11 protein-coding genes are annotated in these 11,201 nt (G+C 72.5%); 8 read left to right on the forward strand and 3 right to left on the reverse strand.

Translation table 11 applies throughout. From position 1 onward, the window contains the following. Positions 1-108: 108 nt before the first annotated feature. Together DRB96_RS31165 and DRB96_RS31170 are read left to right on the forward strand one after the other, a co-directional pair. Entirely contained in the window at positions 109-1,263 is a 1,155-nt protein-coding gene (locus DRB96_RS31165) for an NADP-dependent oxidoreductase (RefSeq protein WP_112451469.1), read from the forward strand. Then, the gene (locus DRB96_RS31170) at positions 1,260-1,886 is read left to right on the forward strand and encodes an NAD(P)H oxidoreductase (protein ID WP_112451470.1); all 627 of its coding nucleotides are present in this window, start codon (positions 1,260-1,262) and stop codon (positions 1,884-1,886) included. Before DRB96_RS31165 ends, DRB96_RS31170 begins: the two co-directional genes overlap by 4 nt. Positions 1,887-2,047: 161 nt before the next feature. On the opposite strand, the gene DRB96_RS31175 is transcribed toward DRB96_RS31170, so the two are convergent. The 3 genes from DRB96_RS31175 to DRB96_RS31185 form a co-directional block, all read right to left on the reverse strand. Then, entirely contained in the window at positions 2,048-3,757 is a 1,710-nt protein-coding gene (locus DRB96_RS31175; RefSeq protein WP_239516323.1) for a transporter, read from the reverse strand. Next, the gene (locus DRB96_RS31180; protein WP_112451472.1) at positions 3,754-4,629 is read right to left on the reverse strand and encodes an ABC transporter ATP-binding protein; all 876 of its coding nucleotides are present in this window, start codon (positions 4,627-4,629) and stop codon (positions 3,754-3,756) included. Before DRB96_RS31180 ends, DRB96_RS31175 begins: the two co-directional genes overlap by 4 nt. 180 nt (positions 4,630-4,809) lie before the next feature. After that, complete coding sequence (locus DRB96_RS31185) at positions 4,810-5,490, reverse strand: bifunctional DNA primase/polymerase (RefSeq protein ID WP_112451473.1); 681 nt, start codon at positions 5,488-5,490, stop codon at positions 4,810-4,812. A 221-nt stretch (positions 5,491-5,711) separates the two neighbouring features. On the opposite strand from DRB96_RS31185, the gene DRB96_RS31190 reads away from it, so the two are divergent. The 6 genes from DRB96_RS31190 to DRB96_RS31215 all read left to right on the forward strand — a co-directional run bounded on the left by DRB96_RS31190 (position 5,712) and on the right by DRB96_RS31215 (position 11,182). Next, positions 5,712-7,091: a transcriptional regulator gene (locus DRB96_RS31190; protein ID WP_112453912.1), complete on the forward strand. Its 1,380-nt coding sequence runs from the start codon at positions 5,712-5,714 to the stop codon at positions 7,089-7,091. A 158-nt stretch (positions 7,092-7,249) separates the two neighbouring features. Next, entirely contained in the window at positions 7,250-7,951 is a 702-nt protein-coding gene (locus tag DRB96_RS31195) for a DUF881 domain-containing protein (RefSeq protein WP_112451474.1), read from the forward strand. A 483-nt stretch (positions 7,952-8,434) separates the two neighbouring features. Next, positions 8,435-8,977, forward strand: a complete 543-nt coding sequence (locus DRB96_RS46055) for an FHA domain-containing protein (RefSeq protein WP_275432032.1) — start codon at positions 8,435-8,437, stop codon at positions 8,975-8,977. A gap of 19 nt (positions 8,978-8,996) precedes the next feature. Continuing rightward, positions 8,997-9,770: a MerR family transcriptional regulator gene (locus tag DRB96_RS31205; RefSeq protein ID WP_204357854.1), complete on the forward strand. Its 774-nt coding sequence runs from the start codon at positions 8,997-8,999 to the stop codon at positions 9,768-9,770. An 86-nt stretch (positions 9,771-9,856) separates the two neighbouring features. Then, positions 9,857-10,330: a bifunctional nuclease family protein gene (locus DRB96_RS31210; protein WP_030009777.1), complete on the forward strand. Its 474-nt coding sequence runs from the start codon at positions 9,857-9,859 to the stop codon at positions 10,328-10,330. A gap of 180 nt (positions 10,331-10,510) precedes the next feature. Continuing rightward, positions 10,511-11,182: a MerR family transcriptional regulator gene (locus DRB96_RS31215; protein ID WP_239516448.1), complete on the forward strand. Its 672-nt coding sequence runs from the start codon at positions 10,511-10,513 to the stop codon at positions 11,180-11,182. Positions 11,183-11,201: the final 19 nt, after the last annotated feature.

Here is an 11,201-nt window from a genome sequence, read left to right on the forward strand (position 1 = left end):
CGGCCCGTGCGTGACGCGTGCGCGGCCCGTGCGCGGCACTGGACAGGGTGTTCCTGTGACCGCGACCGAGCGGCCGCCACCGCCACCGCCACCGGAAGGAACAGTCGGATGACCAGCACCGAGACCGCCGCCGAGATCCGCGCCGCGATCCCCACCGGGACCGCCTCCGCGATCCCCGCCGAGATCCGCGCCGCGATCCCCGCCGAGACCGTCTCCCGTGAGATCCGCCTCGCCGCCCGCCCCGTCGGCGAGCCGGGCCGCCACCACTTCGACCTGGTCACCACCGAGGTCCCGGAGCCCGCCGAGGGACAGATCCTCGTCCGCAACACCTGGATGTCCGTGGACCCGTACATGCGCGGCCGGATGGACGACGCCCCCTCCTACATTCCGCCGTTCGCCCTCGGCACGGCCCTCGAAGGCAGCGCGATCGGCGAGGTCGTCGCCTCCCGCGCGGCCTCGGTGCCGGTCGGGGCGACCGTCTCGCACTTCCTCGGCTGGCGGGAGTACGCGGTCCTCGACGCGGCCGCCGCCACCGTCGTGGACCCCGCGATCGCCTCGCCGTCCTCGTACCTCGGCCCGCTGGGCACCACGGGTCTGACTGCGTACGCGGCGCTGACCCGCACCGCCCCGGTCAAGGAGGGGGACGTCGTCTTCGTCTCGGCGGCGGCGGGCGCGGTCGGCAGCGTCGCCGGGCAGCTGGCGCGGCGCCTGGGGGCCTCCCGGGTGATCGGCTCGGCGGGCGGTCCGATGAAGACGAGGAAACTGCTGGACGCGTTCGGCTACGACGCGGCCGTCGACCACCGCCGCGGCGACCTGCCCGGCCAGCTCGCGCAGGCGGCCCCCGAGGGCATCGACGTCTACCTCGACGCGGTCGGCGGGGACCACCTCCAGGCGGCCATCGGCGCGATGCGCCAGGGCGGCCGGATCGCCATGGTCGGCGCGATCAGCGGCTACAACGCCACCGCTCCGGCGGTGGGCCCGGACAACCTCTTCCGGGCCGCGGCCCGCGAGGTGACCCTGCGCGGGATGCTGGTCTCCAGCCATTTCGACCTGTTCCCGGAGTGGATCGGGCGGGCGGCGGGCTGGCTGGCGGACGGCAGCCTGCACGCGGAGGAGACCGTCGTGGACGGCATCGAGCACGCCGCGGAGGCCTTCCTGGGCATGATGCGCGGCGCGAACACCGGCAAGATGCTGGTCCGCCTGGCCCCCGCGGCCCCCGCGGCCGCCTCCGCCGCAACCGCCACCGCCGCCGGTACCCGGTGAGCGCCGCCCTGGTGGTCGTGGCCCACCCCCGCGCCGACTCGCTGACCGTCCAGTTGGCCCGCCGCGCCGTGGCCCGGCTGGAGGCCGAAGGCCATACGGTCGACCTGCTCGATCTGCACGCCGAGGGCTTCGACCCCCGGATGGGCCCCGAGGACGAGCCGGACTGGTCCGACCCGGACAAGGAGTACTCCGCCGAGACCCGGGCCCACATGGCCCGGATCGCCGCCGCCGACCTGCTCGTGGTGGTCTTCCCGCTCTGGTGGTTCGGCCTGCCGGCCCTCCTGAAGGGCTGGATCGACCGGGTCTGGAACAACGGCTTCGCCTACGGGCGCCCCCGCCCGGCCCTGAAGGGCAAGCGGATGGTCTGGATCCCACTGGTGAGCTACCCGCGGGCGAAGTTCGAGGAGTTGGGCTGGGACGGGCCGGTGGAGCGCCTGCTGCGGGTCGGCATCTCGGAGTACTGCGGCATCGAAGGGGCCACCGTCCACTTCGTCCACGACTCCCTGACCGCGGGCGCGTCGGCCCTCGCCGAGGCCGACGCCGCCCTGGCCCCGGCGCTGGCCCCGGCGTTGGCGCAGGCGTTGGCCCCGGCCCCGGCGTTGGCCCCGGGCGGTACCGCTTAGGCCGTCTCTTTCGGATCTTGTCGGCCGAGCCCGCGGCGTCTGGTGCCGTGCATGGCAAGGCGGAGGGGCGCTGCGTGTACTGGACGTACTCGGGCGTCCCGACAACGCGGCCAGGCGCGGTGCCGGGCGTCGCGGGCCCGGCAAGATCCGAAAGAGCCGGCCTAGCCCTTGCTGACCGCCACCAGGATCTCCGGGAGCTTGCGCGCCACCGTGGGGGCCGCGATGCGCAGGCCCGCCCAGGCGGCCAGCGTGCCCCAGGCCACGCCCAGGGGGAACAGGATCCAGCTGAGCGACTGCTGGTCCGTGACGCTGAGGTAGATGGTCAGGGCGATCACCGGGGCGCAGACCAGCGCCGAGGCGAACAGGCCGCCGACGATGCCCATCCACGCCAGGGCGCCCTGGCCGGGGGCGGCGTTCTTGAAGGCGCCGTCCGTCGGGATGGAGTACGGGAAGCGGGCCGAGGCCACGGCCCCCGTGCACAGCATCGAGCCGAGCAGGGCCAGGGCCAGGCCCAGGACGGCGAGGAAGCCGGGCCAGTCGTCGACCAGGGCGGCCGTCGCCGCCGTGACCAGCGCCGTGTAGGGCACGGTGACCAGCGCGAGGGCCAGGGCGCGGGCGCGCAGTTCCACGTACGCCTCGCGGGTGCTCGAAATGGTCTGCGCGACCATCCAGAACGCCGAGGTGTCCTGCCCGAACTGGTTGTACATCTGGGCGCCGATCATGCCCGAGCCGAAGCAGGCCAGGTAGAGCGAGCCGCTGCCCTGCAGGGCGTTGGCGACCGGGATGATCAGGCCGATCGCCAGGGCCGACACCCAGGCCGACTTGGTCTTCGGGTCGCGGACGATGTAGCGCAGCGTGCGCTGCATGGCCGCGCCCGTACGGTTGTCCGGCAGGAACGACCACACTCCGCGGGCGGTGGCGCCGGCTCCCGCCCCCCGGTCCTTCTTCGGCTTGGCCGCCGAGATCGTCGAACCGTCCGGGGTGACCATGAGTTTGGTCAGGCCGCGCTCCCAGAACCACAGCAGCAGGGCCAGGGCGGCGACGGTGACGGCCAGTTGGGCGGCCGCGACCGCGTACGCGCCCTCGCTGGCGGAGTCCACCATGCCGACGGCGGTCGCGGGCGGCAGCCAGCGGACGACGGCTTCGGCGGGCTCCAGCTTCTCCAGGCCGCCGTTCTGGAACAGTCGCTGGGCGGCGAAGTTCGCCACCTGCGCGCCCACGGCGATCAGCAGACCGCTGAGCAGGGCGAGGTCGCGCCCCTTGCGGCTGGTCAGCAGCCGTACGTTGGCCGTCGCCACCGCCCGGGCGAGCGCGACGCAGCAGAGCAGCAGGAGCGGCACGGCGAGTACGGCGGCCACCGCGCCCGCGGCGCCGTGGGCGAGGGCGATGGCCGAGCCGACGGCCAGGCACAGGGTGAACAGCGGCCCGATGCCGACGAGCGAGGAGGCCAGCAGGGCCCGTACGAGCGGACGCGGGCGCAGCGGCAGCATGACCAGCCGGCTCGGGTCGAGCGTCTCGTCCCCGGTGGGGAAGAACAGCGGCATGAACGTCCAGCCGAGGGCGAGGACCGCCGCGAGCAGGACGACGACCGAGCTCGCGTGCGCGTTGCCGCGCAGCAGGGCGAGGCTGAGCGTGACGAAGAAGGCGACGACGACGGCGAAGGCGAGGGCGCCGAAGTAGGCCGCCTTGCGCTTCGAGGAGCCCTTGAGGCCGTTGCGGAGGAGGGAGAGCTTGAGGCGGACGAAGACGGGGGTGAGGGAAACGGCCGGGACGGCCGAGGTGGCGCCGGTGCCGGTGCCGGTGGACGGCGGGGCCACGGCCGACGCCGTGCCCTGTCCCGTTCCCGGTCCCGCGGGTGCGGACGTGTTCATCGCAGGACCGCCCCGCTGCCCGTGCCGTTCGCGCCCGCGCCGCCGCCGAGCCAGTCCAGCGACTCGCCCGTGGCCCGGCCCTGCGCCCCGACCAGCTCCAGGAACGCGGCCTGCAGCGAGGGCGCGTCGCCCCGTACGTCGGCCAGCGGGCCCGCGGCCCGGATGCGGCCGGCGGCCATGACGGCCACCCAGTCGCACAGCGATTCGACGAGCTCCATGACGTGGGAGGAGAAGACGACCGTGGCCCCGGAGGAGGTGTAACGTTCCAGCACTCCGCGGATGGTCTGCGCGGACACCGGGTCGACGCCCTCGAACGGCTCGTCCAGGAACAGCACTTCGGGGTTGTGCAGCAGCGCGGCCGCCAGGCCGATCTTCTTCCGCATGCCGGTGGAGTAGTCGACGATCAGCTTGTTCTGCGAACCGGCCAGGTCCAGCACGTCCAGCAGCTGCGTGGCCCGGCTGTCCGCCTCGTGGCCCGGCAGCCCCCGCAGCCGGCCCATGTAGCCGAGCAGTTCGCGCCCCGAGAGCCGCTCGAAGAGCCGCAGCCCCTCCGGCAGCACGCCGATCCGGGACTTCACCTCGACCGGGTCCGCCCACACGTCGTGCCCTGCGACGATCACCCGGCCCATGTCCGGGCGCAGCAGCCCGGTCACCATCGACAGCGTGGTCGTCTTGCCGGCGCCGTTCGGCCCGACCAGGCCGATGAACTGCCCGGCGGGCAGCACCAGATCGATCCCCGCGACGGCCACCTGCTCACCGAACCGCTTCCACAGGCCTTCCACCCGCACGGCGGCCGCACCGGACGGCGCGGATCGCGCACCGCCACCCCTCGTACCGTCGGTCCCACCCGTCGCAACGCCCTGGTCCGGCATGCGCCCGCCTCTCGTTCTGTTCCCCGTGTACTGCTTCCTTCACCATAGGAGGGGGCCGGCGGGCGGGGCAGTTACGTATGTCATGAGTTTCCCGGCGGTTCCGTTCCGCCCGCCCCGGTGGGGAGGGCGGAACGGAACCGCCGGGGCAGGCCGCGGGACGGGCGGGTCAGCGCCCCGGGGCTACGCGCCCCGCCGGGTGCGCTCCGCCGCCGCCTCGCGGCCGCACGCGTACGCGAGCGCGTCGATCAGCTCCTCCACGTCCGGCAGCCACCGGTTCGCCGCCGTCGGCGGCTGCGCCCACTGCACCGACCCGCGCCCGCCGATGCGGGTCGGGGGCGCGGCGACGAACTCGCCCTCGCCCCGCGCGGCCAGGTCGAGTTGGGCCGGCTGCCAGCCGATCTTGCGAAGCAGGTCCGGCACCTTCGCCCCGGCGCCCGGCAGGACGAAGAACAGCATCCGGCCGGCCGGGGTGGCGATGACCGGCCCGAGGGTGCGCTGCATGCGCTGGAGCCGGGCGAGCGCCAGGAAGCCGGCCGCGTCCGGCACGTCGAGCGCGTCGAAGGTCCGGCCGGTCGGCAGCAGGATGGAGGCCTTCGGGTTCTTGCCCCAGAGCCGCCTGACCTGCACGGCGCTGCCGGAGGCGTGCGAGGTCCACTCCTTCACCGCGGGGTGCGCACCGGGGGCCGGGCAGTCGGCCGCCCCGCAGGAGCACCGCTCCCGCCCGTCGACGGACTCGAGCCAGGCGCCGGCGAAGACGTCCCAGTGCCGTTCTTCCGTGTACCGCACGGCATGGTCCAGCAGCGGCTCACTGCGCTGCAGGGGGACGGGCGCGGTCTCCGTGACTCCGATGGTCTTTTCCACGTGCAACACAACTCTTGCGGTCACCGGGGGTTACGGGCGTAAACCAGCCGGGGACGGGAGCATCGATCCTGCATACGGGGCGCATCGGTGCATCGCGGGGGGCGCGTGGGAGGCCGGGGCGCCGGAGGTGGGTAGCGACACGACGCAATGGGGAAGATTCCCCGCACATCAGGCGGGAAGTGATCAATCCATCGGTCACCCGCGGCCTCTGGGGGTTTTTCATGGCAGCCAGGCCTCTCGTCGCCCGCCAGCCGAACGAACGGCTGCAGGCGCTCATCCAGGAAGCCGGGTGCTCCAATGCCGGGCTCGCCCGGCGCGTCAACATGTGCGGGGCCGAGCACGGCCTCGACCTCCGCTACGACAAGACCTCCGTGGCCCGCTGGCTGCGCGGCCAGCAGCCGCGCGGCCGGGCCCCCGGCATCATCGCCGAGGCGCTCGGGCGCAAACTCGGCCGGACCGTCACCATCGACGAGATCGGCATGGCCAACGGCAAGAACCTCGCCTCCGGCGTCGGCCTGCAGTTCTCCCCGACCGTGGTCGGCGCGATCGAGCAGGTCTGCGAGCTGTGGCGCAGCGACGTCGGGCGCCGCGACTTCCTGTCCGGATCGAGCGTGGCCTCCTCCGCGCTGGTGGAGCCGAGCCGCGACTGGTTGATCACGGGTGCCGACGCGCAGGTCGCGCGCAGCGGCGGCTCGCGCGTGGGCATGTCGGACGTGGAGGCGGTCCAGGCGACCACCGAGGCCCTCAAGGACCTCGACCACCGCTTCGGCAGCGGGCACGTGCGGCCGGTGGTCGTGCACTACCTCAACTCGGTGGTGTCCGGGCTGATCGGCGGCTCGTACCGGGAGCCGGTGGGCCGCGCGCTGTTCGCGGCGGTCGCCCGGCTGACGGAGCTGGCGGGCTACATGGCCGTGGACACCGGCCAGCCGGGGCTCGCGCAGCGCTACTACATCCAGGCCCTGCGGCTGGCGCAGGCGGCCGGGGACCGTGCGTACGGGGGCTACGTCCTGGCCGCTTCGATGAGCCACCTCGCCGCCGAACTGGGCAATCCGCGGGAGATCGCGCAGCTGGCCCGGGCCGCGCAGGAGGGGACGAGAGGGCAGGTCACCCCGCGCGTGGAGGCGATGTTCTACGCGGCGGAGGCGCGGGGCCACGCGCTGCTGGGCGATGTCCGGGCCACGGCGGTGCTGTCCTCGCGGGCGGTGACCGCGCTGGAGCGGGCGGAGCCGGAGTCGGGCGACGACCCGGCGTGGATCCGGCACTTCGACCAGGCGTACCTGGCGGACGAACTGGCGCACTGCCACCGGGACCTGGGCCAGGCGGACGCGGCGGCGAGGCGGGCGGAGGAGGCGCTGCGGGAGCTACCGGCGACGAAGGCGCGGCGCCGCGCGATCGGCCTGCTGCTGCTGGCGGCGGCGCGGGTGCAGCAGCGGGAGGTCGAGGCCGCCTGCCAGACGGCCGCGCAGGCGGCGGACGCGCTGTCCGGGATCCGCTCGAACCGCGGGGCGGTGTACCTGGAGGACTTCCGCTCCCGGCTGGACCCCTACCGAGAGGAACCGGCGGTCCGCGAGTTCACGGCCCGCCTGGAACCGGTCTCCTGACCGGGGTCGGAATCCGGACCGGCTCCGGCCCGGCGGCCGTCCGGCGGCCGCTCGGGGAACGGTGGGGGGAGGCCGCCGGGTAGGGGAGGGCCTAGTCTCGTGGGCTCGGAGATGTGTAGAAGAGCCAGCCCGAGCCCGGGGAGACGGGCCGGCAGCGGCTGGCGGCCAGCCTGTGGCCGCCGCGGGTGAGCCGTGCCCAACTGATCGTCGCGGTGCTGCTGTTCGTCCTGGGGCTCGGTCTGGCCATTCAGGTACGGTCGAACAGCGACTCCAGCGCGCTGCGCGGTGCCCGCCAGGAGGACCTCGTACGGATCCTCGACGAGCTGGACGGGCGGACCAAGCGGCTGGAGGACGAGAAGCAGAAGCTCGAGGAGCAGCGCCGGGGGCTGGAGAGCAGCTCCAACCAGGCCGAGGAGGCCCGCAAGCAGACCGTCGAGAAGGAACGCCAACTCGGGATCCTGGCCGGAACGGTGGCGGCACAGGGGCCGGGGATCGTGTTGAAGATCGCGGACCCCAAGGGCCAGGTGCAGTCGGACAAGCTGCTGGACACGCTCCAGGAACTGCGGGCGGCCGGTGCCGAGGCGATCCAGATCAACGGGGTGCGCGTGGTGGCGGGCTCGTACTTCTCCGAGGAGGGCGGCGGGGTCGCGATCGACGGTAAGAAGATCACACAGCCTTATGAGTTCAAGGTGATCGGCAAGCCGCAGGACCTGGAGCCGGCGCTCAACATTCCAGGTGGCGTCGTGCAGTCGCTGGAGAAGGAACAGGCGGTGGTCACCGTCACACGACCGGCGAAGATCGTCGTGGATGCCTTGCGGGCTGCGAAGCAGCCTGACTACGCTCGGTCGTCATCGCCGTGAGGCGGGACGAGGAGCAGACCGGCTCACGCGGGCGAATGCCTGCGGGGGGTCGGCGCACCGAAGTCGCGGTGCGTGGTGGAAACTGTCTGATGGTTACGGACGTTGTAAGTATGTCCGGGTCGGCAGGTGTTGCATTCGGAGTTCGTCCTGCCCCACGGGCGGGTCTGTTTCGGTCAAGGGGAATCGCCCGTGAAGTTGTTTGAGAAGTTGTTCGGCAAGAAGAACCGCGAGGAAAGCGGTGCGGCCAGGCACCGCGCGGGGCACGGCGACGTGGAAGGGCAGGGCGACCGGCCGCTCTTCCGGGACGAGGTCGCGGGTGCGGGTGATAATTCGGGCGCACGGGGCGCGTCGGCTGTTGACCCTGCCGGTACCGGACGCATAGGTTTCGGTGAACCATCAACCTCAAGTACGGGTGGAGGGTTTGCGCCCGACCCGTATGCCACCAATGCCTCCGCGGGGCAGCCGCGGCGCGAGGAGCCGTCCATGTCGGCCGAGCAGGTTTGCAGCAGGTGCGGGCACCGCAGCGATGCGGCGAGCCGGTTCTGCTCCAACTGCGGGGCGCCGTTGCGGGCGGGTCTGACGCCGGAGCGTGCCTCGGAGACCACGTCCACCATCTCGATCTCGGGCCTCGAGGCCTACGAGGCCGAGGTGTCGGGACAGACGCACGTGTCGTCCTCGCTGTCCCCCGAGGCCCAGGCCGCGGTGGAGGCACTGCCCCCGGGTTCCGCCCTGCTCATCGTGCGGCGCGGCCCGAACTCCGGCAGCCGCTTCCTCTTGGACGGTGAGCTGACGACGGCCGGCCGGCACCCGCAGAGCGACATCTTCCTGGACGACGTCACCGTCTCCCGGCGCCATGTCGAATTCCGTCGGAGCCACGACGGCGGCTTCACCGTCGCCGATGTCGGCAGCCTCAACGGCACGTACGTGAACCGTGAACCGATCGACTCCGTCTCCCTCCACAACGGCGACGAAGTGCAGATCGGCAAGTACCGGCTGGTCTTCTACGCGAGCCTGCGGGGGCACTGACCCTTCAAGGGAAGGTCCCATGCTGCGTATCCCGGCAGGCGGTGCCGCCAAGAGCGGCACCGCCGGCACCGCCTCCCAGGCCGGGCGGCTGGTGAGCATCGGAACGGTGCTCACGATGCTGCGTGACGAGTTCCCCGAAGTCACGATCTCGAAGATCCGCTTCCTGGAGGCGGAGGGGCTCGTCGAGCCCCGGCGCACACCTTCCGGATACCGCAAGTTCGCCACCGGCGACGTCGAGCGCCTGGCCCACATCCTGCGGCTCCAGAGGGACCACTACCTCCCGTTGAAGGTCATCCGCGATCAGCTCGACGCGCTGGCCCGCGGCGAGCAGATCCGCATCCCGGCGCCCGCGGCGCACGGGGAGTCCGTCGATCCCGCGAGCCCCGTCGCCCTCTACGGCGAGGTGGGCCGCGAGCGGCCGACCGTGGCCAGGGTGGACCGGGCCGAGCTGATCGCCGCCGCCGACGTGGACGAGGTGCAACTCGTCGAGTGGGAGTCGTACGGGCTCCTCGCGGAGGTGCCGGGCGGCGGATTCGACGCCGAGGCGGTCACCGTGGCCCGTCTGGTGGCCGATCTCGGGCGATTCGGTCTGGAGCCGCGCCACCTGCGGGCGATGAAGGCCGCCGCCGACCGGGAGGCCGGGCTGGTCGAGCAGGTCGTCGCCCCGCTGCGCCGGCACCGCAATCCCCAGACCAGGGCGCATGCGGAAGCCACTTTGAAAGAGCTCGCGGGGCTCTCCGTACGGCTGCACGAGGCCCTCGTACAGACGGCTCTCGGGGTGCGGCTGGACTGACCAGGGGGGTCCCAGGGGGGAGTCCTCGCGGAGCCCGGGGGGAGCCCGACTACCCAAACCGGCCGGGCAGGTCCTAGGGTTGCTGTGTGAACGAGCTCGACGTTGTGGGTGTCCGGGTGGAAATGCCCTCGAACCAACCGATCGTGCTCCTGCGTGAAGTGGGAGGCGATCGGTACCTCCCCATCTGGATCGGACCAGGGGAGGCGACTGCCATCGCCTTCGCGCAGCAGGGCATGGCCCCTGCCCGACCGCTGACGCACGACCTTTTCAAGGACGTGCTGGAGGCGATCGGCGAGGAGCTCACCGAAGTCCGGATCACGGATCTGCGGGAGGGCGTCTTCTACGCGGAGCTGGTCTTCGCCAGCGGGGTCGAGGTGAGCGCGCGGCCGTCCGACGCCATAGCGCTCGCCCTGCGCACCGGGACGCCGATCTACGGCAGCGACGGCGTGCTGGACGACGCCGGAATCGCGATCCCGGACGAGCAGGAGGACGAGGTGGAGAAGTTCCGCGAGTTCCTCGACCAGATCTCGCCAGAGGACTTCGGTACGGGCCCGCAGTGAGGCGCGGAGCGCCTCCGCCTCCGGGATATTTCAGCCCATTCGAGTAGCCTTTCCCCACAATGGGGTACGGGAAACCACTCTCAGGGTGATTATCACTCGGCGTGCCGAGTGTGGCGATCGTTGACGCACCCCTGGTGACTGCCTACCTTCGAGATGGCAGGTCAAGGACGGAGGGTCGGCGTGAGAGTCACGGGCGACGGTACGACCGGGGGCATCCCCGCACGGAGTGACGGTGGGCCGTACCCGCTGCACGGTGGTGCGGGTGCGGTGAGCTCCGCGCGCCGTCAGCAGGAGCCCGGACCGGTCGGTCCGATGGGACCGGTGGGGTCCCAGGACGGCGCGGGCGGCGAGTCCGCACCCGAGCAGGTGGGCTACCGGGGGCCGACGGCGTGCGCCGCGGCGGGGATCACCTACCGGCAGCTCGACTACTGGGCGCGGACCGGGCTGGTGGAGCCGAGCGTGCGGCCCGCCTACGGGTCCGGCACGCAGCGCCTGTACAGCTTCCGGGACGTGGTGGTCCTCAAGATCGTCAAGCGCTTCCTGGACACCGGGGTGGCGCTGCAGAACATCCGCACCGCCGTGCAGCACCTGCGCGACCGGGGCTTCTCGGACCTTGAGCGCATGACGCTGATGAGCGACGGCGCGACCGTGTACGAGTGCACCTCCCCGGACCAGGTCGTGAGCCTGCTCCAGGGCGGTCAGGGAGTCTTCGGGATCGCCGTGGGCGTCGTGTGGCGCGACGTCGAGAAGGCGCTGTCGCAGCTGCACGGGGAGCGCGTGGACACGGGCGAGACGGTGGTCGGGCACAACCCGGCCGATGAGCTGGCCGCTCGGAGGAACCGGGCCGTCTGAGGCGGGAAGGGCCCTTGGA

Origin of the sequence: Streptomyces sp. ICC1 (genome assembly GCF_003287935.1) — a bacterium.
Lineage (GTDB): Bacteria > Actinomycetota > Actinomycetes > Streptomycetales > Streptomycetaceae > Streptomyces > Streptomyces tritrimontium.

Coding starts and splice junctions, on each gene's coding strand:
- DRB96_RS31165 (WP_112451469.1), top strand. CDS start 109: ATGACCAGCACCGAGACCGCCGCCGAGATCCGCGCCGCGATCCCCACC.
- DRB96_RS31175 (WP_239516323.1), bottom strand. CDS start 3,757: ATGAACACGTCCGCACCCGCGGGACCGGGAACGGGACAGGGCACGGCG.
- DRB96_RS31180 (WP_112451472.1), bottom strand. CDS start 4,629: ATGCCGGACCAGGGCGTTGCGACGGGTGGGACCGACGGTACGAGGGGT.
- DRB96_RS31190 (WP_112453912.1), top strand. CDS start 5,712: ATGGCAGCCAGGCCTCTCGTCGCCCGCCAGCCGAACGAACGGCTGCAG.
- DRB96_RS46055 (WP_275432032.1), top strand. CDS start 8,435: ATGTCGGCCGAGCAGGTTTGCAGCAGGTGCGGGCACCGCAGCGATGCG.
- DRB96_RS31205 (WP_204357854.1), top strand. CDS start 8,997: ATGCTGCGTATCCCGGCAGGCGGTGCCGCCAAGAGCGGCACCGCCGGC.